General features: G+C 69.0%; 22 protein-coding genes and 1 pseudogene. 10 read left to right on the forward strand and 13 right to left on the reverse strand.

What is annotated here, in order from left to right; translation table 11 throughout:
- The first annotated feature begins 31 nt into the window (after positions 1-31).
- Entirely contained in the window at positions 32-199 is a 168-nt protein-coding gene (locus ACAM54_RS27750) for an HHHH-motif protein (protein ID WP_186454192.1), read from the forward strand.
- 32 nt (positions 200-231) lie between these two features.
- Here the strand turns inward: ACAM54_RS27750 and ACAM54_RS27755 are convergent, their stop codons facing one another.
- The 6 genes from ACAM54_RS27755 to ACAM54_RS27780 form a co-directional block, all read right to left on the reverse strand.
- The gene (locus tag ACAM54_RS27755) at positions 232-1,443 is read right to left on the reverse strand and encodes a CaiB/BaiF CoA-transferase family protein (protein ID WP_192325536.1); all 1,212 of its coding nucleotides are present in this window, start codon (positions 1,441-1,443) and stop codon (positions 232-234) included.
- Positions 1,444-1,543: 100 nt separating this feature from the next.
- Positions 1,544-2,839, reverse strand: coding sequence for an aspartate carbamoyltransferase (locus ACAM54_RS27760; protein ID WP_192325538.1), 1,296 nt, complete (start codon positions 2,837-2,839; stop codon positions 1,544-1,546).
- Between the two features lie 85 nt (positions 2,840-2,924).
- Entirely contained in the window at positions 2,925-4,538 is a 1,614-nt protein-coding gene (locus ACAM54_RS27765) for a GMC family oxidoreductase (RefSeq protein ID WP_369651574.1), read from the reverse strand.
- Positions 4,535-5,539 (reverse strand): ABC transporter substrate-binding protein, encoded by a 1,005-nt coding sequence (locus ACAM54_RS27770; RefSeq protein ID WP_192325542.1) that lies wholly within the window; start codon positions 5,537-5,539, stop codon positions 4,535-4,537. Before ACAM54_RS27770 ends, ACAM54_RS27765 begins: the two co-directional genes overlap by 4 nt.
- 41 nt (positions 5,540-5,580) lie before the next feature.
- Positions 5,581-6,396, reverse strand: coding sequence for an ABC transporter ATP-binding protein (locus ACAM54_RS27775; RefSeq protein WP_369651573.1), 816 nt, complete (start codon positions 6,394-6,396; stop codon positions 5,581-5,583).
- Positions 6,397-6,412: 16 nt separating this feature from the next.
- Positions 6,413-7,183 (reverse strand): ABC transporter permease, encoded by a 771-nt coding sequence (locus ACAM54_RS27780; protein WP_062364815.1) that lies wholly within the window; start codon positions 7,181-7,183, stop codon positions 6,413-6,415.
- 93 nt (positions 7,184-7,276) lie between these two features.
- Between ACAM54_RS27780 and ACAM54_RS27785 the strand changes: the two genes are divergently transcribed.
- Together ACAM54_RS27785 and ACAM54_RS27790 are read left to right on the forward strand one after the other, a co-directional pair.
- A complete protein-coding gene (locus tag ACAM54_RS27785) occupies positions 7,277-8,002 on the forward strand; it encodes a GntR family transcriptional regulator (protein ID WP_192325546.1) in 726 nt (241 codons plus the stop codon).
- Positions 7,999-9,144 carry a mandelate racemase/muconate lactonizing enzyme family protein gene (locus ACAM54_RS27790; protein ID WP_369651572.1) on the forward strand — a complete coding sequence of 382 codons (1,146 nt, stop codon included), beginning with the start codon at positions 7,999-8,001 and terminating at the stop codon, positions 9,142-9,144. The genes ACAM54_RS27785 and ACAM54_RS27790 overlap by 4 nt, the downstream gene beginning before the upstream one ends.
- A 1-nt stretch (position 9,145) precedes the next feature.
- On the opposite strand, the gene ACAM54_RS27795 is transcribed toward ACAM54_RS27790, so the two are convergent.
- Entirely contained in the window at positions 9,146-9,481 is a 336-nt protein-coding gene (locus tag ACAM54_RS27795) for a hypothetical protein (protein ID WP_192325550.1), read from the reverse strand.
- Between the two features lie 194 nt (positions 9,482-9,675).
- On the opposite strand from ACAM54_RS27795, the gene ACAM54_RS27800 reads away from it, so the two are divergent.
- Both ACAM54_RS27800 and ACAM54_RS27805 read left to right on the forward strand, forming a co-directional pair.
- Entirely contained in the window at positions 9,676-9,939 is a 264-nt protein-coding gene (locus ACAM54_RS27800) for a type II toxin-antitoxin system Phd/YefM family antitoxin (RefSeq protein WP_145744365.1), read from the forward strand.
- Positions 9,940-9,943: 4 nt separating this feature from the next.
- Positions 9,944-10,270 (forward strand): CcdB family protein, encoded by a 327-nt coding sequence (locus ACAM54_RS27805; RefSeq protein ID WP_145744364.1) that lies wholly within the window; start codon positions 9,944-9,946, stop codon positions 10,268-10,270.
- A gap of 56 nt (positions 10,271-10,326) precedes the next feature.
- Here the strand turns inward: ACAM54_RS27805 and ACAM54_RS27810 are convergent, their stop codons facing one another.
- Positions 10,327-12,471 carry a glycoside hydrolase family 3 N-terminal domain-containing protein gene (locus ACAM54_RS27810; RefSeq protein ID WP_369651571.1) on the reverse strand — a complete coding sequence of 715 codons (2,145 nt, stop codon included), beginning with the start codon at positions 12,469-12,471 and terminating at the stop codon, positions 10,327-10,329.
- 139 nt (positions 12,472-12,610) lie between these two features.
- Between ACAM54_RS27810 and ACAM54_RS27815 the strand changes: the two genes are divergently transcribed.
- Genes ACAM54_RS27815 through ACAM54_RS27830 form a run of 4 tightly spaced genes read left to right on the forward strand, consistent with a single transcriptional unit; the run spans position 12,611 to position 19,333 of the window.
- Complete coding sequence (locus tag ACAM54_RS27815) at positions 12,611-13,903, forward strand: glucoamylase family protein (RefSeq protein ID WP_369651570.1); 1,293 nt, start codon at positions 12,611-12,613, stop codon at positions 13,901-13,903.
- The gene (locus ACAM54_RS27820) at positions 13,900-15,291 is read left to right on the forward strand and encodes a glycoside hydrolase family 15 protein (protein WP_369651569.1); all 1,392 of its coding nucleotides are present in this window, start codon (positions 13,900-13,902) and stop codon (positions 15,289-15,291) included. The genes ACAM54_RS27815 and ACAM54_RS27820 overlap by 4 nt, the downstream gene beginning before the upstream one ends.
- Positions 15,288-17,048, forward strand: a complete 1,761-nt coding sequence (locus ACAM54_RS27825; protein WP_192325556.1) for an ABC transporter ATP-binding protein/permease — start codon at positions 15,288-15,290, stop codon at positions 17,046-17,048. The genes ACAM54_RS27820 and ACAM54_RS27825 overlap by 4 nt, the downstream gene beginning before the upstream one ends.
- Positions 17,045-19,333, forward strand: a complete 2,289-nt coding sequence (locus ACAM54_RS27830; RefSeq protein WP_369651568.1) for a CocE/NonD family hydrolase — start codon at positions 17,045-17,047, stop codon at positions 19,331-19,333. Before ACAM54_RS27825 ends, ACAM54_RS27830 begins: the two co-directional genes overlap by 4 nt.
- A 4-nt stretch (positions 19,334-19,337) precedes the next feature.
- On the opposite strand, the gene ACAM54_RS27835 is transcribed toward ACAM54_RS27830, so the two are convergent.
- From ACAM54_RS27835 to ACAM54_RS27855, 5 genes and pseudogenes are all read right to left on the reverse strand, one after another.
- On the reverse strand, positions 19,338-20,975 hold the full coding sequence (locus ACAM54_RS27835; RefSeq protein ID WP_369651567.1) for an alpha-amylase family glycosyl hydrolase: 1,638 nt from the start codon (positions 20,973-20,975) through the stop codon (positions 19,338-19,340).
- A 101-nt stretch (positions 20,976-21,076) separates the two neighbouring features.
- Positions 21,077-23,137, reverse strand: coding sequence for an elongation factor G (gene fusA / locus ACAM54_RS27840; protein WP_369651566.1), 2,061 nt, complete (start codon positions 23,135-23,137; stop codon positions 21,077-21,079).
- Between the two features lie 126 nt (positions 23,138-23,263).
- On the reverse strand, positions 23,264-23,617 hold the full coding sequence (locus tag ACAM54_RS27845; protein ID WP_192325564.1) for a GFA family protein: 354 nt from the start codon (positions 23,615-23,617) through the stop codon (positions 23,264-23,266).
- A 50-nt stretch (positions 23,618-23,667) separates the two neighbouring features.
- Positions 23,668-23,757 (reverse strand): annotated as a pseudogene (locus ACAM54_RS27850) (3-oxoacyl-ACP reductase); the annotation flags it as partial.
- Between the two features lie 15 nt (positions 23,758-23,772).
- The gene (locus tag ACAM54_RS27855) at positions 23,773-24,294 is read right to left on the reverse strand and encodes a MarR family winged helix-turn-helix transcriptional regulator (RefSeq protein WP_369651565.1); all 522 of its coding nucleotides are present in this window, start codon (positions 24,292-24,294) and stop codon (positions 23,773-23,775) included.
- A gap of 110 nt (positions 24,295-24,404) precedes the next feature.
- Between ACAM54_RS27855 and ACAM54_RS27860 the strand changes: the two genes are divergently transcribed.
- A complete protein-coding gene (locus ACAM54_RS27860) occupies positions 24,405-25,205 on the forward strand; it encodes an SDR family NAD(P)-dependent oxidoreductase (RefSeq protein WP_369651564.1) in 801 nt (266 codons plus the stop codon).
- Positions 25,206-25,247 lie beyond the last annotated feature (42 nt).

The raw sequence follows: 25,247 nt of genomic DNA on the forward strand, positions 1-25,247 counted from the left end.
GTCCTTCCGCCATTTGCTTCGAAGGAACATCATGAAGATCAAGCAGCTTGTCCTCTCCAGCGTCGTTGCCTTCGCCACCCTGGCCGCCTTCGCACCGACGATCGCCTCCGCCGCGCCCCACCACCGGGCGCACAAGGCGCACAAGGTGTGCAAGTGGAATGCGCACCATCACCACCGCGTCTGCCACTGGGTGCGCTGAACAGCACGCCTGCGCGCCTGTAGAAGCGCGCGTTATTTGATGACGCTCCTGCGCGCCAGCGATTCGAACCGGCCCTCGCCCATGTCCAGCAGTTCGCGCAGCACCTCGGCTGTGTGCTCCCCGAGGTGCGGCGGAGGGTGGCGCACGTCCGAACGCGCGCCGTCGATGACGTAGGGCGGCGCATGGACGGCCTGCGCGCCGGCTTCCGCGTCTTCGAACCGGTGCCAGACGCCGGTCTGCGCCGTCCGGTCGGACTGCAGCGCCTCGTACAGGCCCAGCACCTCGCCGCACGGAATGCCGGCCTCGTTCATGCGCGCGAGCAGATCGGCGCGCGGGAACTGCGCGATGCGGCCGAGCAGGATCGGCAGCAGCTCGTGCCGGTGCTTCGCGCGCTCGGTGTTGGTGGCGAACTTCGGATCGGTCGCCAGTTCCGGACAGAGGATCACCTCGTCGCAGAACTTCCTGAACTGGCCGTTGTTGCCGACCGCGATCACCAGCGGACCGTCCGCAGCCTCGAACACGCCATAGGGCACGATCGACGGATGCGAGTTGCCGAACTTCGCGGGATCGCCCTTGCCCAGCCAGGCGGTCAGCCCGTAGTAGGACGTGATCATCATGCCGCTGTCGTAGAGCGACATCTGGATGTGGCGGCCCTCGCCAGTGCGCGTGCGCTCGTACAGCACGGCGAGGATGGCCTGGGCCGAATACATGCCGGTGAACATGTCGACCGCGGCGATGCCGAACTTGAGCGGCCCCTGGCCCTCCTCGCCGTTCATGGCCATGAGGCCGGTCTCGCCCTGGATCACCAGGTCGTAGCCCGGGCGCGCCTTCTCGGGGCTCAGCACCGAGTAGCCCGAGATCGAGCAGTAGATGATCCTGGGGTTGAGCTTGTGCAGGTCCTCGTAGCCCAGGCCCATCTTCTGAGCGCCGCCGTACTTGAAGTTCTGGATCACCACGTCGCACTGCGCCGCGAGTTCGCGCACGAGCGCCTGGCCATCCTTGTCCTGCAGGTCGACGCAAATGGAGCGCTTGTTGCGGTTGCAGCTGTTGAAGTAGGAGGTGTTGTGGCGGCCGATGCGCAGGCCCCAGTCGCGCGTGTCGTCGCCGCGCTCGGGATGCTCGACCTTGATCACGTCGGCGCCCAGGTCGGCCAGCGCCATGCCGCACAGCGGGCCGGCCATCACGCGCGACAGGTCGAGCACGCGCACGCCGGCCAGGGGTTGCATGGAAAGGTGGTTCTTCATTCAGGGGTCCTCGGGGCGCCCGCCCCGGACGCCAGAACACCCAGTCTAGGAGCGCACCCCTCCCGCCATGCACCGGCGCATGAAAAGGTGCTTTGTAGTTTCAGTCGAGCCCGTCGAAGTCCGCGTCGTCGGGCCCGATGTGCGCGGGCGAGCGCCAGCTGGCATCGCGCATCGAGCGCGCGACCTGCTGCTCCACGCCCATCAGCACCGCGAAGATCGCCATGCGCACCGGGATGCCGTTGTCGGTCTGCCTGAAGATCGCCAGCCGCGGGTCGTGGTTGAGGTCCACGCTGAGGTCGTTCGCGCCCGGGCGCCCGTCGCGCGGCAAGGGATGCATCAGGATGGTGTCGGGCTTGCAGGCCGCATCCACCAGGGCCTTGCACACCTGGAACTCGGGCGTGTAGCCCTCCAGCGTTTCTCCGTTCGCGAACCGCTCCTTCTGAACGCGGGTCGCATAGACCACGTCGGCGCCGCGCAGCCCCTGCGCCAGCGAGGAGGTCTGCTCGATGACGTGGCCGTTGCGCGCGACCAGCTCGACCAGGTAGGCCGGCATCTCCAGCGAGGGCGGCGCGATCAGCGTGAACTTCAGCCCGCGGTACAGCGACAGCAGGCGGATCAGCGAATGCACCGTGCGGCCGTACTTGAGGTCGCCGACCATCGCCACATGCGTGCCGTCGACCAGCTTGCCCATGCGCAAGAACTCGCGCTGGATGGTGTACAGGTCGAGGATGGCCTGGCTCGGGTGTTCGCCGGGGCCGTCGCCGGCGTTGATGACCGGAATGTTGGTGGCGCGCGCGAATTCGGCTACCGAGCCCTGCTCGGGATGGCGCACCACCAGCGCGTCGACATAGCCGCTCATCACGCGGCTGGTGTCGTAGATCGACTCGCCCTTGGCCATCGACGAGAAGGTGAAGCCCGTGGTGTCGCACACCGTGCCGCCGAGCCGGCAGAAGGCGGCGCCGAAGCTCACGCGCGTGCGCGTGCTGGCCTCGAAGAACAGGCTGCCGAGCACGGCGCCCTCGAGGATGCGCGTGACCTTCTGCCGGCGCGCGATCGGCTGCATCACGTCGGCCACGTGGAACAGGTCCTCGAGGCTGCCACGGTCGAACTGTGCGACCGACAGCAGCTGCGGCTTGCCTTCAGCCGCGATGCGCTGCGCGAGCGGACGCTGCCCTGCGCCCGCCGGACCGGCACCGGTGTCCAGCGCCTCGCGCTGAAGAATCTCGGCAACGAACTTGCCGACCATCTCCGGCATCGCGCGCGACTCGCTCGAGTCGGACGGCAGCAGCCAGGTGTCGAGCGCACGGCGGCGCACGCCCAGCCGTTCGGAGAATGCGTCGCGCGTGAGATTGAGGCGGCGCATCGCGTCGCGCAGGAGGTCTTGCTGTTGGCTCATGCGTCGAATGTACGCCATGCGCAAAAAACCTCCAAGAAAAAATACGCATTGCGTATATTTTGGATGCCAAACAGGCCCACACCGGTCAACCCGTCCCGCGCACCAGCGCCGCCCCCTTCTCCGCGATCATGATCGATGCGGCATTGGTATTGGTCGACACCATCGCCGGCATCACGGCCGCGTCGATCACGCGCAGCCGCTCGATGCCGCGCACGCGCAGCTGCGGGTCCACCACCGAGAGCGCGTCGCCGCCCATGCGGCAGGTGCCGGCGGGATGGAACACGGTGCCGCCCTTGTGGCGCGCGAAGGCCTCGAGCGCGGCGTCGTCGGCCGCCTCGCGCCCGGGCAGGTATTCCTCGTCCGTCACCAGGTCGCGGAAGGCCGGCTGGCGGTAGATCTCGCGCAGCATCTTGAGGCCCGCCACCAGCACCTTGGCGTCGTGCGGATCGCTCAGGTAGTTGGAAACGATGCGCGGCGGCGCCAGCGGATCGGCCGAGCGGATCTGCACCGTGCCGCGCGACAGCGGCCGGCACTGGGTGGCCGAGGCCGAAAAGCCCGAGAAGCGGTGCAGCGGATCGCCGGGCTTGTCCACCGACAGCGGCATCACGTTGAACAGCACGTCGGGGCGGCCGCCCTGGGCATGCGGGCTGCAGACCATGCCGCCGACCTGGCCCGCGCCCACCGTGAGCGGGCCGCGCTGGCGGAACAGCCACTGCGCGCCCATGGCGGCTAGCGCGAGCGGATTGCGCACCTGGTCGTTCAGCGACATGCGCTTCCTGAGCTTGACGATCACCCGCGCCTGGTAATGGTCCTGCAGGTTCTCGCCGACCTGCGGCGCATCGGCGTGCACCGCGATGCCATGGCCGCGCAGCAGGCCGGCCGGGCCCACGCCCGACAGCTGCAGCAGCTGCGGCGACTGCAGCGCCCCAGCGGCCAGCAGCACCTCGGCGTCCGCACGCGCGCTGCGCAGTCCGCCCTCCTGCAGCCACTCCACGCCGACCGCACGGCCCTGCTCGATCAGCACCCGCGTCACGTGCACGCCCGTCAGCACCGTGAGATTGGGCCGTGCGCGCACCGGCGCCAGGAAGGCCGTGGCCGCATCGCAGCGCCAGTGGCCGCGCAGCGTCAGCTGGTAGGCGCCCAGGCCCTCGGTGCGCGCGCCGTTGAAGTCCGGGTTGCGGCCGTGGCCGGCCTGCACGCCCGCCTCGATCCAGGCGGCGCAGTAGGGGTGTTCGTTGCGCAGGTCCGAGACGCACAGCTCGCCCGAGGCGCCGTGGTATTCGCTCTCGCCGCCCTGGTAGCGCTCGGATTTCCTGAAGTACGGCAGCACCTCGCGAAAGCTCCAGCCCGTGGCGCCCGCCACGGCGGCCCAGTCGTCGAAGTCGGCATGCTGGCCGCGGATGTACAGCAGGCCGTTGATCGCGCTGGAGCCGCCCAGCACCTTGCCGCGCGGCCAGACGATGGCGCGGTGGCCCGTGGCCTCCTGCGGCTCCACGGCAAACTGCCACGAATAGCGCGGGTCGTAGATGGTGCGGAAGTAGCCGATCGGCATGCGCAGCCAGAAGGCGCCGCCCTCGCCGCCCGCCTCGAGCACCAGCACGCGGCAGCGCGCATCGGCGCTCAGTCGGTTGGCCAGCACGCAGCCGGCCGAACCGGCGCCGACGATGATGTAGTCGTAGCCGCCGGCGCCCGCCGTCATGCCTTGACGGTCTCCAGGAAGGGCTTGGCGTCGAAGTACTGCTCGGCCTTCAGCGCGCCCTGGATGTTGGCATTGGCCACGAAGAAGTCCGTCACCTGCTGCAGCCACTTGGTGACCGTGCCGTCCTGGTAGCGCGTGCGCCACTCGGCGTTGGTGTAGTACTTGGAGGCCTTGAACTGCTCCTTGAAGTCGGCCAGCGGCACTTCCTTGTACTGGGTCTTCTGCAGCATCTCGGCCGCGGCGTCGGGCTTGCCCGTGACCACGTCGTTGACCTCGGCCCATGCAGCGATCAGCCTGGCGATGACGGCGCGGTTCTTGTCGTAGTAGTCGTTGCGCGCGGCCCAGCCACCCATGATGGCGGCCTCGGGGAAGAAGGCCGAGGCATCGATCAGCTTGCGCGCGCCCGGCAGCTTCTGCCGGATCACCGAATCGAAGGGCACCCACAGCGCCACCGCCGGCACCGCGCCGGAGATGAAGGAGGTGACGGCCTCGGTCATGCGCTGGTTGACCAGCTTCACGTCCTTGGCCGGGTCCAGCTTGGCCGAGCGCAGCGCGCGGTCCAGGAACACGTGCGCCGTGGTGCCGGTGGTGGTGGAGATCTGCTTGCCCTTGAGATCGGCCACCGTCTGGATGCCGGCGTCCTCGCGCACCCACAGCTGGGCCGTCGCGTACTCGATGTTGTTCATCAGGAACACCTTGCCCTGGCCGCGCGCCGGAAAGTTGGACACCACGGCGCCGGTGGACAGCATGTCCAGGCTGCCGCCGATCATGGCCTGGAACAGCTCCAGGCCGGTGGTGAACTGGATCATCTCGAGCTCGAGCCCCTGCTTCGCAAAGGCGCCGCTTTCCTGCCCGATCCAGATGTGGCCGTCCACGGCCGGGGTGTGCAGGTAGCCCACCTTGACCTTGGTCCGCGCCTGGGCGAAGGCCGGCATGCCGCCGGCCAGTGCGGCCGCGCCGGCGGCGGCGGCCTGGATCAGTTGTCTGCGTCGAAGGGCCATGGTGTGTCTCCTGTGGCGGGGTGGTGAAAGCAGCGAAGCGGCTAGTCCGACATGCGCACGGCCTGCCTGGCCTGCGCGGCGTATTCCTGCATGACGAGCTCGCGGATGTGGGCCCGCAGTTCGGCGAAGCGCGGATCCTCGTGCAGGTTCTCCGCGCGCGGGTAGCCGAAGGGAATGTCGATCACGGTGCGGATGCGCGCCGGCCGCGCGGTGACCACGACGATGCGCGACGACAGGTAGATCGCCTCTTCCACCGAGTGCGTGATCAGCATCACGGTCTTGCCGTCGCTCTGCAGCACCTGCAGCAGCAGGTCCTGCATGGCCGAGCGGGTCTGCGCATCGAGCGCGCCGAAGGGCTCGTCCATCAGCAGGAATTCCGGCCGCACCGCGTAGGCCCGCGCGATCGCCAGCCGCTGGCGCATGCCGCCCGACAGGTGCTTCGGAAAATGCCGCGCGAAGTCCGACAGCCCCATCAGCTGCATGTAGCGCTGCACGATCTGCTCGCGCTCGGCGGCGGGCACGCGGCTCGCGGAAAGCTTCAGGCCGAACTCGATGTTCTGCCGCACCGTGAGCCAGGGGAACACGCCGTACTCCTGGAAGATCACGCCGCGGTCGGGCCCGGGCGCGGCCACCGGCTTGCCATCGAGCAGCACCTGGCCGCTGGTGGGTTGGACGAAGCCGCCGACGATGTTCATCATCGTCGTCTTGCCGCAGCCCGAGGGGCCGATGATGGAAACGAACTCGCCGTGGCGGATGTCGAACGACACGTCGTCGAGCACGCGCATGGCGCCATGGTCGGTGGGAAAGTCGACCGACACGTGCTCGAAGCTGATGCGGATGGGTGGCTGTGGCGTCATGGCGGGCGGCCCTCCTTCAGGCGATGCGGTCCTGCCAGGCCACCAGCCGGCGCGTGGCCAGCCGCAGCAGCAGGTCCATGACGAGTGCGATCACGCCGATGCAGATGATGCCCACGTAGATGATGTCGAGCTGGAAGAACGAGGAGGCGTTCTGGATCAGCGCCCCCAGGCCCTGCTGCGCCGCGATGAGCTCGGACGCGACCAGCGTGGCCCACGCCACGCCGAGCGCCACGCGCACCGCCGTGAGGATGTGCGGGATGGTGAGCGGCACGATCACCTTGCCGAAGATCTCGACGTCGCTCGCGCCCAGCGTGCGCGCCACCTTGATGTAGATCGGGCTGATCTGCGCGATGCCCTCGTACATGACGATCACGCCCGCGAAGAACGAGGCATAGAAAAGGATCGCCGTCTTGGCCGCCTCGCCGATGCCGAAGTACACGATCACCAGCGGGATCAGCGCAATCGGCGGCAGCGCGCGAAAGAAGTTGATGACCGGGTCCATGAAGCTGCGCAGGCCCCGGTACCAGCCGAGGCAGAAGCCCACCGGCACCGCCAGCGACACGCCCAGCGCCACACCGACGAAGACGCGCTGCGTCGACATGTAGATGTCTTCCCACAGCCTGCCGCGCGACAGCTCGACGAACTTGGCCAGCACCATGTGCGGCGCCGGCACCAGCGCGGGATTGACCAGGCCGCTCGCGCGGATGGCGTACCAGAGCGCGAGGATCAGCAGCCACGGCGCCACGATCAGCAGCGCGCGCGTCAGCGGGGAAGAGGAGCTTCTCATCGGCGGTTTGTCTCTCGTTGGCGGACTTGGGCCCGTGGGCTTTCGTCTCTATCAATCTGTCATACTATAGACCATACGTTTGATCGATAAAACATGTCCGCCAGGTTTCTCGACAGTCCGATGCCGCGCTACCACCAGCTGGCGGACCTGCTGCGCCAGCGCATCGCGCGCGGCATCTGGCCGCGCGAGCACCGGCTGCCCTCGCTCGAGGAACTGACGGCCGAGTTCGGCGTGGCGCGCGTCACGGTGCGCCAGGCCATCGACCTGCTCGCGCGCGAGGGCCTGGTGTCGCCGCAGCAGGGCCGCGGCACCTTCGTCACCGGAACACCCAACCGCGACCGCTTCATCAGCGTGGTCACCAGCCTGGACGAACTGGCGCGCGTCTACGAGGACACGCAGCCGAAGATCATGAACATCGACGAGGCCGCGACCTCGCCGCCGCTCGCACCGGGCGAAGGCCAGCCGGCCGCGCGCTATGCCTTCATGCGCCGCGTGCACTTCCGCGACGGCCGCGCCTACTGCGTCATCAACATCTACCTGGACGAGCGCATCTTCCGCAAGGCGCCCGAGAAGTTCCGCACCCAAACCGTGATCCCGCTGCTGATCGCGATGAAGCGCGTGAAGATCGCCCAGGCGCACCAGGTGCTGACCATCGGCACGGCCGACATGGAGGTGGCCGGCCTGCTCGAGCTGCCGATGAATGCGCCCGTGGCCGAGGTGCGCCGCATCTTCAAGGACGCCGAGGACACCGTGATCTACCTGGCCGACGTCACCTACCGCGGCGATGCCATCCGCGTCGAAATGAACCTGAAACCATGAAGCCGCTGCCCTCTTCGCCTGTCCATGCCGCGCGCATCGAGGCCTTCGTGTTCCGCTGCCCGATCGCCACGCCCGTGCGCACCTCGTTCGGCACCATGCACGACCGGCCGGCCGTCTTCGTGCGCGTGGAAGACCGTGACGGCGCCACCGGCTGGGGCGAGGTCTGGTGCAACTTTCCTTCCTGCGGCGCGGAGCACCGCGCGAGGCTCGTCGACACCGTGATGGCGCCGCTGCTGGCGAGCCGCGCCTTCGACGGCCCCGCCGAAGCCTTCGACTGGCTGACCGAGCGCACCGCCGTGCTCGCGATCCAGTCGGGCGAGCCGGGCCCGATGGCGCAGGTGATCGCGGGCATCGACCTGGCGCTGTGGGACCTGTGCGCGCGGCGCGCCGGCCAGCCGCTGTGGCGCTACCTGGGCGGCGCGCACGATGGCGTGGGTGTCTATGCCAGCGGCCTCAATCCCGACCGTCCGCAGGAGCTCGCGGCGCAGCGGCTCGCCGAAGGCTACCGCGCGTTCAAGCTCAAGATCGGCTTCGGCCGCGAGCGCGACCTTGCAAACCTGGCGGCGATGCGCGAGGTGCTGGGCCCCGGCCTGCCGCTCATGACCGATGCCAACCAGGCCTGGAGCCTGGACGAGGCCCGCGGCATGGCGCCGCAGCTGGAAGCCTTCAACCTCGGGTGGCTCGAGGAGCCGCTGCGCGCCGACCGGCCCTGGCACGAGTGGCAGCAGCTGTCGCAGGCCACAGGCATTCCGCTCGCGGCCGGCGAGAACATCGCGGGCCCGGCGGCCTTCGATGCCGCCATTGCGCAGGGCGTGCTCTCCGTGCTGCAGCCCGACAGCGCCAAGTGGGGCGGCATCTCGGGCTGCTGGCCCGTGATCGCGCGCGCCCAGGCGGCAGGCCTGCGCTACTGTCCGCACTACCTGGGCGGCGGCATCGGCCTGCTGCATTCGGCCCACTTGCTGGCCGCGGTGGGCGGCGGCGGCACCCTCGAGATCGACGCCAACCCCAATCCGCTGCGCACCGCGCTCGCGCCGGCGCTGTCGCGCGTGATGGAAGGCCGCTGCAGCCTGGGCGAGCAGCCGGGCATCGGGGTGGCGCCCGACCTCGGCGCAGTGGCGCAGCTGGCTGCGGCGGGCTGCTGACTCAGTCGGTGCGGCTGGCCGGCAGCACGACGGTCATCAGCAGCCTGGCATCTTCCAGCGCATGCAGGCCGTGCGGCACGTCGCCCGCCAGGTACATGACCTGGTCGGCCTCGAGCACCCTCGCCTCGCCGCGCAGCTGCACCTCGACCTTGCCGCGCATGCACTGCAAGGTCATCGAGGTCGAGACGGCATGCGACGGAACCCGCTTGCCGGCCGGCAGCACCAGCCACATGAGTTCGATGTCGCGGGCCTTCAGGAGTGCGCAGGTTTCCGTCGCCTGCCCGTCGAGCGCGCCGAGGTTCACGACCTGGCCGGAGGATGCGTGCGTGAGTGCCATGCGGGCAGTGTGGCAAGGCCTGCGGGCGCTGTCCAGAGGGCGGTCCTCCGGCGCAGCGCCTGCCGATTTCGCCGCAGAGACTGGTTGCATTGCCCACCGCGAACGTGAAGCCCACAGCGAACTCGGCGCCCGGACTGGACATCGGCATCCGGCGCGCTAAACTGTCCATGTTAGCTACTTTGCAGGATCGGGCAATGATCACCGTCACCTCCGTCGAGGCGCAAAACAAGTTTGGGCAGCTGCTGGACACAGCGCAACGCGAGCCAGTCATCATCACGCGTCACGGGCGGCCCGCTGCCTACATGATCTCGCCTCAAGACATGAAGGAGTTCCAGGAGGCGCGTGCACGCAGCGGCGAAGGCAAATCTGCGCGCGACTGGGCCACGGCAAGCGCACAGGCCTGGAATGAATTCGACACCAAGTTCGGCTCGTTCGCGGACGAGCACTCGACTCTCTGAACCAGTGGCGCAATTCGACGTTCATCGCAACAAAGGGAGTCAGAAAGAAAGCATTCCCTTTGTGGTGGTCATCCAGTCTGCGCGATTCGATGCCTACCGCCGCAGAGTGGTTGTTCCCTTGGTCTTGCGCCAGTACGCCCCTGGCTCATCGGTTTCCGGCTCCCGGATGAATCCCATCTTCCGCATGGGTGGTGTCGAAGTCGTCCTCAATCCTTTGCAGGTGGTATCCGTGGCGACCGATCAACTCGGTGCCGTGGTCGACTCTCTTGCGGAGCATGGGCAACAGATCATTGATGCGATGGACGAGTTGACGACCAGAGCCTGGGGATAGGAGAACAAAGCGCGTACGAGGAGCTTCGGTCACAAGCGACCGACATCCACGGGGTTTCAACACAACTCGATGGTCTGGCGCAGCAACCCTGATGGCTCGGCACTCGGCCCGACGAGGATCTCGACTTCGCCCGCCTCGAACAGGGGCTGCAGGTCCGGCCCGAGGTAGCGCAACTCGGCCGCCGGCAGCTCCAGAGTCACCGCGCCGGCAACGCCCGGCTCCAATCTCAGTTTCGCGCAGCCCTTGAGCTCCAGCAGCGGCCGGGTGACGCGGCCCAGCTTGTGGCGAACGAACAGGAAGACCGTCTCTTCGGCCTCGCGCGCGCCGACGTTGCGCAGGCTGACGCTGATCGCAAGCCGCTCCTGCTCGCGCACGCGCCGCGGCTCGACCTGGAGCTCGCCGTAGTCGAACCGGCCGTAGGTCAGGCCGTGACCGAAGTCGTACAGCGGCGTATTGGCCACGTCCAGGTACTTGCTCGTGAAGTGGTCGGCGGGATTCATCGGCCGGCCGCTGGGACGCTGGCCGAAACAGATCGGCACCTGCCCGAGCGCGCGCGGCCAGCTCATCGGCGTGCGGCCGCCGGGGGATACCCGCCCCGTGACCACGTCGGCAATCGCATGGCCGGCCTCGGTGCCGAGGAACCACGCAGCCAGCAGCGCATCGGCGTGTTCGGCCAGCCAGGGCACGACCAGCGGGCGGCCCGAGAACAGGATGGCGACGACGGGGATGCCGAGCGCGCGTGCACGCGCCACCACCGCTTCGGCCAGCGCCTGCTGCCGCCCGGGCAGCGCGGGCGTGGCGCGGCTCGCCGCCTCGCCGCTCATCGTGGCGCGCTCGCCCAGGCACAGCACGACCGCGTCGGCGCCGTCGCACATCGCGATGGCCGCTTCGATGCCGCTGTCGTCGCCGCCCTCGATGGCGACGCCGGGCGCATGGCGCATGTCGGCCTGCGGCAGCGCGGCGCGCAGGCCGGCAAGCACGCTGACGGCCGGCTCGTGTTCGCCGGCACCCCACCACGGGCCTTTCATCTCGGTGCTCGCATCGGCCAGCGGGCCGATGACACACAGTGCCTTCGGCGCAACGGGCAAGGGCAGCGTGTCGCGCTCGTTCTTCAGCATCACGATGGCCTTGCGCGCGGCGTCGCGCGCCACTGCGCGCCGCTCGGGAACAACCGCCTCGGGTTCCGGTGCCGCGCCGCGGCGGTACGGGTCGTCGAACAGGCCGAGCTGCTCCTTGAGCCGCAGCACGCGGCGCACGCTCGCGTCGATCTCATCGATCGTCACCCGTCCTTGCGCGAGCGCGATCGGCAGGCCCTTGCGGTAGGCGTCGGCCATCATGTCGATGTCGACGCCGGCTTTCAGCGCCAGCACCGCGGCATCGGCGAGATCGGCCGCGACGCCGTGCTTGATCAATTCCGCGATCGCGTTGTAGTCGCTGACGATGACGCCGTCCCAGCCCATCTCGCCGCGCAGCCAGCCGCGCAGCAAGGGGATGTGCGCCGTCATCGGCACGCCGTTGAGATCGGTGAAAGCGGGCATCAGCGTCGCGACGCCGGCGCGCACCGCTGCCGCGAAGCCCGGCAGATGCACTTCGCGCAAGCTGCGCTCGGAGATGTCCACGGCGGCATACTCCCGCCCCGCGGTGACGGCGCCGTACGCGACGAAATGCTTCGCGCAGGCGGCCAGCGATTCGGCCGACGACAGATCGGCGCCCTGGAAGCCGCGCACCTTGGCCTGCGCGATGCGTGCGTTGAGCCAGGGGTCTTCGCCGGGGCCTTCCGCCGTGCGGCCCCAGCGCGGATCGCGCGACACGTCGAGCATCGGCGCGAAAGTCATCGCCAGGCCATCGGCGGCGCCTTCGCGCGCGGCCTCGCGCGCCGTGCGCTCCCAGAGCTCTTCGTCGAAGGTGCCGGCCTCCGCCAGCGGAATCGGGAAGAGCGTGCGATGGCCGTGGATGATGTCCAGGCCGATCAGCAGCGGAATGCGAAGCCGCGACTTCTCGACCGCCAGCCGCTGCATCTCGTGCGTGGGACCGGCGCCGACCATGTTCAGCAGATTGCCGACGGTGCCGTCGATGATCGACTGCGTGGAGTCCCCCGCGAGCACCGGTCCGGTGACCGTGTAGCTGGAGGCAGTCATCGTCAGCTGACCCAGCTTTTCGGCCAGCGTCATCCGGGCCATGAGGGTGTCGATGCGGCTCATCAGGGATTTCGAATAGAACCCAAGGGCCTTAATGATGGCATGCTGCGGGCAGCGAGCCCCCGGCCGCGTGGCGTCGCCGACGATTCGGTGAAACCAAACGTGACACCCGGGACCCCAACGAAAGGAGCCGTGCGTGTTGATGAAGGATGACAGGAACCCGAAGGCATTGGCAGCCCTGCCCGATGAAGCCTTGATCGACGCCGTGCAGCGGCAGACCTTCCGCTATTTCTGGGACGGTGCGGATGCCGCCAGCGGCCTGGCGCTCGACCGCCGCACGCTGGTCGCGGCCACGGGCGAGGACCTGGCCGACGACCGGGTTGCGATCGGCGGCACGGGCTTCGGCATCATGGCCCTGATCGTCGCGGTGGAGCGCGGCTGGGTCACGCGCGACGCGGCGCTGGAGCGCCTGGGGCGCATGCGGGACGCCCTCTTTCGCGCCAGGCGCTACCACGGCGCCTTCCCCCACTTCATGGACGCAGCGAGCGGCGCGACGATCCCGATGAGCCCCAAGGACGACGCGGGCGACCTGGTCGAGACCTCGTTCCTCTGCATGGGCCTGCTCTGCGCGCGCCAGTATTTCAGCGAGGACACGGCCGCGGCGCGCCGGTTGCGCAGCGACATCGACACGCTGTGGCACGAGGTCGAATGGAACTGGTTCACCCAGGGCGGGCGCGACGTGCTGTACTGGCACTGGAGCCCGAAGCACGGCTGGGCGATGAACCATGAGGTGCGGGGCTGGAACGAGTGCCTCATCACCTATTTCCTGGCGGCGGCCGCGCCGCGCCATGCGATCGATCCGAGGGTCTACCACCGCGGCTTCGCGGCGGGGTCCGGTTTCCTCAACGGCCGGTCGTACTACGGCATCGAGATACCGCTGGGCATGCCGTACGGCGGCCCGCTGTTCTTCACACACTACTCGTTCTGCGGCCTCGATCCGCGCGGCCTGAAGGACCGCTACGCCGACTACTGGGATCTCAACACCCGCCACCTGCAGATCAACCGTGCCCACTGCGTCGCCAATCCCCGGGGCTTCCGGGGCTACGGCGAATCGTGCTGGGGCCTGACCGCGAGCGACGACCCCGACGGCTACCTCGCGCACGATCCGAGCAACGACAACGGCACCATCTCGCCGACGGCCGCGCTGGCCAGCCTGCCCTACGCGCCCGCCGAGGTGATGCAGGTGCTGCGGCACTTCCTCACCGTGCATGGCGAGCGGGTGTGGAGGGACTACGGCTTCGTCGATGCGTTCTGCGAGCAGCGAGGCTGGTTCGCAGACACCTTCCTTGCCATCGACCAGGGCCCGATCGTCGTGATGATGGAGAACCATCGGACCGGCCTTCTGTGGAAACTGTTCATGAGCGTGCCCGAAGTGCAGGCCGGGCTGCGCGCCCTGGACTTCAGCAGCCCGCATCTCGGGTCGCCGGCCGCGTGAGCTCCGGCGTGGCGAGCCTGGTAGACCCGGCGTTCGAGTCATGGCTCGAAACACAGCTGCGCCATTCGGCGGCGGCGATGCTGTCCAGCATCTCGCCGGTGTCGATCGTCAAGCACCGGCCGGGCTTCGGCCAGACCGTGCGGCCGGTCCCCGGCGCCATCGTCGCCTCGCCCGTCCTCGCCGACTACAACCCGGACCCGGACTACTTCTTTCATTGGTTCCGGGATTCCGCCGTCGTCATCGATGCACTGCGCCTGCTCTATGCCAAAGGGCGAGTCGGCAGCGAAGCCCTGCAGCACCTGCGCGACTTCACCCGCTTCAGCCTGGACTTGAACCGCCTCGACGGCCGCGCGGCTGCCGCGGTGGAGGACCGCAGCGCGTGCGTGGCCCCCGAACTCCTGCAGTACCTGCGCGAGGACCACGACCTGGCGAAAGCCTTCGGCGACCTGGTGGCCGCCGAGACGCGGGTGAACCCCGACGGCACGCTCGACGTCTGCCGATGGAATCGCCCCCAGCACGACGGCGCACCGCTGCGCGCGCTGGCGCTGCTGCGCTGGGCGGCCAGCGGGCACCTCGACGCGCCGCTGCTGGCGGAGGTTTCCGAGCTGATCCGTTTCGATCTCGACTTCACGCTGCGCCGCTGGCGCGAGCCGTCCTACGACATCTGGGAAGAGGAACTCGGCCAGCACTACTACACGCTGCGCGTCGCGGCGGCAGCGCTGGCCGAAGGCGCGGCCTGGCTGGAAGACCTGGGCGACGCGGCGCAGGCGCAGCGCTGCCGGGAAGAGTCGCGCGCGGTGCTGCGCCTGCTCGACGATTACTGGGTGGACGAGCGAGGCGAACGAGGCGCGGCGTCCGGCTACTACCGCTCACGCGCGCTGTCGGACGGCCGGCCCGGTCCGAAGGCACTGGACATCGCGGTGATCCTGTCGGCAATCCACAGCCTCGGAACCGGGGCCGCGCATGGACCGGCCGATCCGCGCATGCAGGCCACGCTGGCGCGCCTGGACGCGCTGTTCGATGCGGCCTATCCCATCAACCACGGCCGCGCCGCAGGCCGTGGTGCGGCCATGGGCCGGTATGCCGGCGACGTGTACTACTCGGGCGGCGCGTACTACTTCTCGACGCTCGGCGCCGCCGAGTTCTGCTTCCGTGCCGCCGCGGCGGCGGGCGGCGATGCACGCCATTGGTTCGAACGCGGTGATGCCTACCTCGCCACCGTGCGCGCCTACACGCCGGCCGGCGGTGAGCTGTCGGAACAGTTCGACCAGCGCAGCGGCGCGCAGACCTCGGCGAAGCAACTGGCCTGGAGCCACGCCGCGTTCATTTCGTGTGTCTCGGCGCGCCGGATCGCGGCCGCCGCCTGCGAGGCGTCGCGGCGGGGATGAGCGCGCGGGCAGAGAACCGTGTCGAGCCGGCTGCAAGGACCGGTTTCTTCCGTCAGGTCCGCGAGCTGCTCGGCGCCTTGCGCGTGTCCCCGGTCGCGAAAACGCTTGTCGCGCTGATGGGTGCGATCGTCGTGGTCGTTGCGCTCACGGCGTATGGGCAGATCGAACTCAACAGCTGGAACAAGCCGTTCTACGATGCGATCTCGCGCCGCGACCTGGGCGAATTCGTCGTGCAGGTCGGCGTCTTCGCGGTCATTGCGGGTGCGCTGCTGGTCCTGAACGTGGCGCAGCGCTGGCTCGGCGAGACCTTGCAGCTGAAGCTGCGCGAGGCCGTGGTCAATGACCTCGTGGGGCTGTGGCTGCAGCCGCGCCGGGCGTTCTGGCTCCAGGCCAGCGGCCCGATGGGTGCCCACCCCGACCAGCGCATGCACGACGACACGCTGAAGCTGTGCGATCTGTCGGTCACCCTTGGCGTGGGGCTGTTGCAGGCGGCGATGCTGTTCGGCAGCTTTGCGAGCGTGCTGTGGGTCCTCTCCAAGGACTTCAGCCTCTTCTTCGGCGGCAAGGACCATGTGCTGCCGGGCTTCATGCTGTGGGCGGCCATTGCCTATGCGGTCGCCGGCTCGCTGGTCACCTACTGGGTCGGCAACGGCCTGATCTCGCGCAATGCCGAGCGCTACGCGCGCGAAGGCGAATTGCGCTTCTCGCTGACGCGCATCAACGAGCACCTCGACGGCATCTCCCTGGCGGGTGGCGAGGCGGACGAAAAGCGCCGCGTCGCCATGCATTTCGGCGACGTCTTGCGCGCCACGTCGCGCGTGGTGCTGGGGCTGACCAACCTGACATGGGTCACGGCGGGCTTCGGCTGGATCACCATCATCGCGCCAACGCTGGTGGCCGCGCCCCTCTACTTCTCGGGGAAGGTGTCGTTCGGCGGCCTGATGATGGCCGCCGCGGCCTTCACGCAGGCGCAGTCGTCGCTGCGCTGGTTCGTCGACAACTTCAGCATCATTGCCGACTGGCGCGCCACGCTGCTGCGCGTTGCCGACCTGCGCCGGATGCTGGCGTCCGACCTGGAGGCACGCGCAGGCGGCAGCCGCATCGCCTACGAGGAAAGCGAAGCCGGGGCGCTCGCGATCGAAGCGCTCGAGGTCCGCTCCTGGACCGGCCACGATCGGCTGGACGCGCCGGGCCTCGTCCTGCACCGCGGCCAGCGCGTCCTGATCCTCGGCACGCCGGGCACCGAGAAGACCTTGCTGTTCCGCGCGCTCGCGGGCCTCTGGCCCTGGGGCTCCGGCACCGTGCGCCGGCCTGCCGGCGAGACCATCCACTACATGCCGCGCGGCACGCCCTATATTCCGCGCGGCACGCTGGCCGAAGTGCTGTCGTATGCGATGGAACCGTCGAGCTACCCGCGAGAAGCCATGGTGGCCGCACTGGCGAGCGTGGGCCTCCAGCGCCTGGAGCCATTGCTGAACAAGACCGGCCGCTGGGAGAGGGAGCTCAGCATGGACGAGCAGTTGCGGCTGGGCTTCGCCCGCGTGGTGCTGCAGGCACCGCCCTGGCTCGTGATGGACGAAGCCTTCGGCGCGTTCGACGACGACACCGTCGAACTCATCATCGACGTGCTGGGCAGGCTCAAGCACACCGGCATAGTCCACATCGGCTCGGCCGGAGAAGCGCGCGACCGGCTGTTCACGCAGGTGGTGCATCTGGTCAAGGCGCCGAACACGGTGCGCGAGGAGCAGCGGGCATGACACACCTGGGGTCCACCGTCGGTCGTGCGCGCCGCGCCCTCATGCGGCTGATTCTTGCGCTGCCCGCCGGGGCCTGGGCGGCGGATTTCGGCTTCCGGCCGCCGCGCGATCCCGAGGATGCCGCCGCAGCGGACCTGATGCGGGACCTGGCCGAGCGCATCCTGCCGGTGTACCAGGACGCGGACACCGATGTCTTCCTGGCCAACCTGACCGCCCTGCAGATCGTCAGCGGCGCCTACCGTGCGGCCTCCGACAGCAGCCGGTCGCTGCGCACCCGCCGCCAAGGCAAGCCGTTCGACGACCTGGTGCAGCGCGCGATTCTCGACGGCATGTATGCGCGTGCGCGCGCGCTCGAAGCGAACGAGCGCCTCGGCTTCGCCGAAGCCTACGCGCGCGCGTTCCGGGAACTGGTGTCGCCGCTCGACAATGCGCAGGCCCAGGCCATCATGGCGCGGCTCGAAATCCCGGCGGCGGTATACGCAGAGCCGCTGCGCCGGGCTTTCGATCTCTGGCGCGCGAAGGGCAGCCTCCCGCAGGCCGATGCCCTGGCGCTCGTGCGGACCTGGCATTCGTACGAGTCGCGCCGCAGCTTCGGTGCGCTGCTGCCCGAACTGTTCGCGGCGGAAAACCGCAACCGCTACGTGGCGGAGGCCGACGTCAGGATTCCCGTGCGCGGCGCTGTCATCCATGCGCGCCTGGTCCGGCCCGGCCGCGCCGATGACGTACCGGGCACCCTGCCGGCGCTGCTGCGCTTCACGCTCGATCCGGCCGAGGACGACGCCCAGCGCAGCGCCGCCAGAGGCTACGTCGGCATCACGGCGTACGTGCGCGGACGCACGCCCGACGGCAAGGGCGCCGTGTGGCCGTTCGTTCGCGACGGCGAAGATGCCGCTGCCGTCATCGACTGGATTGCCCGGCAGGCGTGGAGCGACGGCCGCGTCTGCATGATCGGCGACGGCTACTCCGGCTACGCCGCCTGGGCCGCCGCCCGCAGGAGGCCGGCGGCGCTCAAGGCCATCGCCACGATCGCGCCGATGGCGCCGGGCATCGACTTCCCGATGGCCGGACAGATCTTCCGCAACGCCATGGTGCGCTGGGCGCAGGAGCACGCGGATGGCGAGCCCCTGCGCGCCGGCGCCGATGCCGACCCGGACGCGATGTGGCAGGCACTCGACGCGCGCTGGTATCGCGGCCATCGCCCCTACTGGGACGTGGACCGCGTCCTGCTGGGCAGGCGCAGCCGGCTGGTCCGAACCTGGCTGACGCACCCAAGCCATGATCGCTACTGGCAGAAATTCCTGCCGTCGGCGGAGCAGTTTGCGCGCATCGACATCCCGGTGCTCAGCTTCGCCGGCTACTACGGCGCGGACGCCGGCGCGCTCTACTTCCATCAGGAACATCGCCACAACCGGCCAGAGGCCGACACGACGCTGCTGCTCGGCCCCTACGACGCGGCCTCGATCCGGCTCGGCACGGCGGCAACGCTGCGCGGCTACACGCTGGACCCCGCCGCACGCGTCGACCTGCCCGAGCTGCGCCTGCAGTGGCTCGACCACATCCTGAAGGGCGCGAGCAAGCCTTCCCTGCTGATGGACCGCATCAACTACCAGGTGATGGGCGCGGACCAGTGGCGCCATGTGCCGGCGCTGGACGCGCCGCAGCGCACGCGGCTGCGCTTCTATCTCGACACCCGCGAGCGCAACGACCCGCACCGCCTGTTGCCGTCACCACCCGAGGAAGGCGGTGGCAGCACGCGGCTCTCGGTCGATCTTGCCGATCGGCGTGACGTGCGCATCTCGTGGCCGGACGCGCTGCGCGCCGCGCAGCTGCCGGCGGGCCACGGCATCCGCTTTGTCAGTGATCCGCTCCCGCAGGACACCGAGATCGCCGGCAGCCTGCACGGCGTGTTCGACATCACGCCCTCGCGGCAGGACGTGGACTTCAGCATCTCGCTCTACGAGCAGACGGAAAGCGGCGAGTACCAGCTGCTGTTCGATCCCTACGACTTCCGCGCCAGCTACGCAGGCCATCGCGTGCGCCGCAGGCTTCTTCGGGCCGGCGAGCGCCAGCTGCTGGCGTTCACCGCCGAGCGCGTGACGGCTTGCAGGCTTGCGGCGGGCAGCCGCATCGTGCTGCTGGTCGGCCTCAACAAGCGACCCGACCGGCAGATCAACTACGGCAGCGGCAAGGACGTGAATTCGGAAACCATCGCCGACGCGAAGTGGCCCATTCGAGTGCGCTGGCACGCGCGCAGCTACGTGGAGATCCAGACCGGCAGGCCTTGATTGCTCAGCGTGTCGCCGGACCTTTGTCGTTCACGGCGCCCAGAACGATGCCTTCGTGAGCGGCCATCACCAGCGGCGACTCGATGGACCCGGTGCGCGCTGGATCGGTCGATGCCAGCACGATCGGCTGGCGCGGCATCAACGCCGGCGGGATCGGCGCCGGGGTGGCGCCGAAGTTCAGGAGCACCACCAGCCGCTGTCCTTCGAAGTTTCGCGCATAGGCGAGCACCTCGCCCCCTGCATCGAGCGCTTCGTAATTGCCCCGGTTCAGCGCAGGCTGCGCGCGGCGCAGCGCGATGAGGCGCCGGTAGAGCGCCAGCATCGACCCTGCGTCCTGCGATTGCGCTTCCACGTTGCACGTGGGCCAGTCGGCTGCCAGGCGCAGCCACGGCGTGCCGGTCGTGAAGCCCGCGTGCGCTGCGGCGCTCCACTGCATGGGTGTTCGCTCCGGGTCGCGGCCCAGGCCCATGCCGGGCTTGTTCTTCTCGAACGGGTCCTGGACTTCATCGGCGGGAACGGGGACGTCCGTCATGCCGATCTCGTCGCCGTAGTAGAGCGTCGGCGTGCCGCGCAGCGTGAGCAGCAGCATGGCCGCGAGCCGCGCCATCTGCGGCCCGACGCGGCTCGCAATGCGGGATCTGTCGTGGTTGCCCAGCACCCAGTTCGGCTGCGCGCCCTCGGGCAAGGCGGCTTCGTAGTCGCGCACCAGGCGGTCGATGCGCGCCGCCTGCCACTCGGCCGCAATCAGCTGGAAGTTGAAGGGCAGTTGCACGCCTTCGAGCACACCGTCGGTGTTGAGTCCGTAGTAAGCGACCAGGCGCGCGAGCGGCAGGTAGAGCTCGCCGATCAGCACGCGCGACGAGCGTGCGTCGCTGAACTCGTCGACCACGCGGCGCATCTCGGCCACGATCGGCTGCACCTCCGGCAGGTCCGTGTTGTAGAGCATCAGCCAGCGAAAAAAAGGGTCCTGGCCCGGGGCGAAGTCCGGGTTCGGCGGGTTGTCGCGGAACTGCGCGTCCTTGATGATCTGCGAGAGCACGTCGACGCGGAATCCGTCGACGCCGCGCCGGAGCCAGAAGCGCAGCGCCTCGTACATCGCGGCCCGCACCTCGGGGTTGCGCCAGTTGAGGTCGGGCTGCTCCTTCAGGAACGAATGGCCGTAGTACTGGCCGGTGGTCGCATCGAAGGCCCAGGCCGGGCCGCCGAAATTGCTGAGCCAGTTGTTGGGCGGCCCGCCGCCCGGCGCCGGGTCGCGCCAGATGTACCAGTCGCGCCGCGGATCGCCGCGTGCGCTGCGGCTCTGCACGAACCACGGATGGCGGTCCGAGGTGTGGTTGGGCACGAAGTCCAGGATGATCCTGAGCTCTCTCGCGTGCGCCTCCTGCACCAGCGCATCGAAGCCTTCCAGCGTGCCGAAGCGCGGATCGATGCCGCAAAAATCGCAGATGTCGTAGCCGAAGTCGGCCATCGGCGAGGGATAGATCGGCGAGATCCAGACCGCATCGACACCGAGCGAGACCAGATGATCCAGCCGGGCGCGGATTCCATCGAGGTCTCCGATGCCATCGCCGTTGCTGTCCTGGAACGAACGCGGATAGACCTGATAGACGATTCCGCACTTCCACCAGTCGTCGGCTGACATCTTGATCCCCTCATGGTCGGTTTGGAGGGGATCCATTGTCTCCATAAAGCGTGCAGCGCATCCGCGCGCCGTGGGCCGCCGGCCGCCTCGGGCGGGCGATGCTAGTCCTCGTCGCGCACCCGGTACTGGCTCACCAGCGTCTGCTGGACCGTCGGCGGCACGGCCTCGTAGTGCGACAGCGCAATGGTGTAGCGGCCCTGCCCGCTGGTCATTGCATTGAGCCGCGACTGGTAGCTGGCCAGCTCGGCCTCGGGCACCTGCCCGCCGATGGCCACGGTGCCGCCTCCCAGGCCCAACGTGCCGGTGACCAGGCCGCGGCGCGCCGACAGGTCGCTCGTGACGTCGCCCACGGCATGCTCGGGCACGGCGATCTCGATCTGCACGATCGGTTCGAGCACCACCGGGCGGGCCTCGCGGATCGCGGCCATGAAGGCCTTGCGGCCGGCGGTCGCGAAGGCGATGTCCTTGCTGTCGACGCTGTGGTGCTTGCCGTCGTACACCACCACGCGCACGTCGACCACCGGATAGCCCGCGATCGCGCCGTACGCCAGCACCTCGCGCACGCCCTTCTCCACCGCGGGAATGAACTGGCCCGGGATCGCCCCGCCCCGGACTTCGTCGGCAAACTGAAAACCCGCGCCGCGCGCGAGCGGCTCGATGCGCAGGAAGACCTCGGCGAACTGGCCGGCGCCGCCGGTCTGCTTCTTGTGGCGGTGGTGGCCCTCGGCCGGTGCGGTCACGCTCTCGCGGTAGGCGATGCGCGGCGGCCGCGTCTGGACCTCGAAGCGGTACACCTCGCGCAGGCGATCGAGCACGATGCGCAGGTGCAGCTCGCCCAGGCCGTAGAGCACCGTCTCGTTGGTCGCGGCCACGTGCTCGATGCGCAGGCACGGGTCCTCGGCCGCGAGCTTGCCCAGGATCTCCCAGGCGCGCTGCTCGTCGCCATGGCGCTTGGGCTCCACGGCCAGGCCGTGCACCGGCACCGGAAAAGGCAGCGGCGCGAGGTGCACGTGGGCGTCTTCCGCCGCATCGTGCAGCACGGCATCGAAATGGATCTCCTCGACCTTGGCCACCGCCACGATGTCGCCCGGCACCGCATGCGACACCTCGACATGGTCCTTGCCCTGGAGCATGAACAGGTGCCCCACCTTGAAGGGCTTGCGCCCGTCGCCGATGTAGAGCTGGCTGTCGCGCGTGACCGTGCCCTGGTGCACGCGGAAGATCCCCATCTTGCCGACATAGGGGTCGACCGTGACCTTGAACACATGCGCCAGCACGTGCAGCGACGAGTCGGGGCTGGCCTCCATGGGCTTGGCCTGCGCACCCTCGCCGATGATGAAGTCCGGCGGGTTGGCCTCGGTCGCGTCGGGCAGCAGCTTGACGATCACGTCCAGCAGCTCGGCCACGCCGGCGCCGCTGCGCGACGAGACGAAGCACACCGGGATCAGGTGGCCTTCGCGCAGTGCCTGCTCGAGCGGCGCGTGCAGCTCGGCCGGGTCCACGTCGCCTTCCTCGAGGTAGCGGTCGACGAAGGCCGCGTCGACCTCGACCACCTGCTCCACCAGCGCGCGGTGCGCCGCCTCGACCGGGCCGAAGTCGGACTGCCCGAAGCGGTTGAAGAAGCAGTCCACCACCTGGCGGCCGACCCCGTCGGGCAGGTTCAGCGGCAGGCATTCGCGGCCGAAGGTGGCCTGGATGTCGGCCAGCAGGCCCGCCAGCGAGACGCCCTGCGAGTCGATCTTGTTGACGATGATCATGCGCGCCAGGTGGCGCGAGGCCGCGTACTCCATCATGCGCACGGTCATCGGCTCGATGCCGGTGGCGGCATTGATGACCACCGCCGCGGTCTCGACCGCCTCCAGCGCCGGCAGGCTCTGGCCGAGGAAGTCGGGCCCGCCGGGCGTGTCGATCAGGTGGATGCGCGTGCCGGCGTGCGTGAGGTGCATCACCGATGCGTTGAGCGAGTGCTGCATGCGGCGCTCGAGCGGGTCATGGTCGCTGACGGTGCTGCCGCGTTCGATGCTGCCGCACGCCGCGATGGCGCCCGCCTTGTGCAGCAGGTTCTCGGCCAGCGAACTCTTGCCGGCGGCCGCCGCGCCCACCAGCGCCAGCGTTCGCACGGCCTGCATTTCGGCCGCAAGGCCGTTCGATCGGCTTGGCATGGCATGCACTCCTTACGCGCCCGCATGGCCGGCCCGGCGGCCTGCGGGGGCTCGGGTGCTGCGCGTGGACGCCAGGCCAGCGTACGGGATTGGCCGTGCCGGCGCAAGCGGGTGGCTGCCCCAGGCCTACTTCGAACGCCCGTCGAAATGCTGCACCGGCACCGCATCCAGGTCGATGCCCTCGAGGCTGCGGATGTTGATGGCCGCCATCCTGTTGCCCTTGGGATCGGTGCCCTCGCCAAAGACATGAATGCCGCAGACCGCGCAGAAGCGATGCGCGATCACATGCTTGTTGAACATGTAGGTGCCGATGTCCTCGGGCGGCGTCTTCAGCCTGAGCCGGTCGTGCGGCACGAACCACAACAGCGATCCCCTGCGCTGGCACATCGAGCAGTTGCATGCCATCGCCCCCTGGATGTCGCCCTCGACTTCGAAGGCGATCCGGCCACAGTGGCAGCTGCCTTGGTAATTGGTCGTCATCGGTGCTCCGAACGGAAGTTGTGCGGGCCGCAGTTTAGGACGAGGAGGCAGCCGTGTCTGCCCACCTCCGACGCGAAGCCCTTCACCATCTGCGCGATGCCGGCCTTGGTGGCCGCATAGATCCCGAGGCCGGGCTCGACCTGCGCGGCCGCCGATCAATCCTGCGACTTGTAGGCCGCCAGGAACGCGTCGGAAGACACCTGATCGGCCAGGGCCCGGAGGCTCGCCGCCGAGGCAGGGCCCAGCACGGCCTCCACGCGGTCGTTCGCAGCGGCCCAGCGCACCACCGCTTCCGACAGCCGAGCCTTGCCAAGCGGAGTGAGCACGCCGTGCTTGGTGCGCCGGTCCTTGGCGTCCGCACGCAACTCGACGAAGCCGTCGCGCACCAGTGGCCTGAGCGCGTGGGTCAGCGCCGACAGCTGGATCGCGAGCCGCGCCGCCAGATCCTGCAGCGTCGGTCCTTGCGGGGCGGTCGCCGTGAGCTTGTCTATTTCCGCGATGAGCGCGAGCTGCGTGGCCTTGAGGTCCAACGGCGCCAGTGCTTCGTCATACAGCTGGCCGAGCCGGCGGGCGGCAAGCCGCAGTGCCGTGTTCGTGCAGACACGCCCGCCCAACTCGTCCGCGGGCGGCTTGGCCAGGCTGTTCTTTGCGTCGACGGCTTTGGTGTTTATTCCCATGTTCACAAAATGGTTGAGTGCTGCACCAACGGCAGCCGGGGTCGGACCGCTTCTACATTTGAGCCCTCAACTTTTTTGGTTGAGCCCTCAATTTTATTGGAAAGCCATCCATGACACATCCCAGCTCCAGGAAAGTCGCTCTTGTCACCGGGGCTTCCTCCGGCATCGGCGCCGTCTATGCGGACCGCCTCGCTGCGCGCGGCTACGACCTCATTCTGGTCGCCCGCCGCGCCGACCGCCTCGAAGCCCTCTGCGCACAGGTCTCGAAGGCGCACGGCATCCAGGCCGAGCCGGTCATCGCCGACCTGACCCTGGACGAGGACCTGGCGCGCATCGAGACGATCCTGTCCACCCGCGCCGACCTGCGCGTCCTGGTGAACAACGCCGGCATTGCGCGGCTGGGGCCGGTGGCCCAGAGGTCTGCAGGCGACGCGCTGTCGCAGATCGCCCTCAACGTCACGGCGCTGACGCGCCTGACCCAGGCGGTGGTGCCGGCCTTCATCGCCAGAAACGACGGGGTGATCATCAACATCGCTTCGGTGCTGGGCATCCATGCGCTGCCCGTCAGCGCCGTCTACAGCGGCACCAAGGCCTTCGTACTGCAATACAGCCGGGGCCTGCAGGAAGAGCTGGCCGGCACCGGCGTGAAGGTCCAGCTGGTCCTGCCGGCCTCGACGGCCACCGAGATCTGGGACCTGTCGGGCATTCCGCTGGCGGCCCTCAACAAGGACGCCTTGATGACCACCGAGCACATGGTCGATGCGGCGCTCGCGGGATGGGACCAGGGCGAAGCGGTCACGTGGCCGTCGGTCGCCGATGCAACGCTGTGGGAGAAGTACGAAGCGGCGCGCTCCGCATTGTTCGCCGCCACCCAGGTGGGAACGCCGGCCCCGCGCTACCGGGTCGCCTGAGCTCCTGCAGTCCGAGGCCATTCCCCCTTCTTTTTTCTCACT

This window comes from Variovorax sp. V93 (genome assembly GCF_041154485.1).
GTDB lineage: Bacteria > Pseudomonadota > Gammaproteobacteria > Burkholderiales > Burkholderiaceae_C > Variovorax > Variovorax beijingensis_A.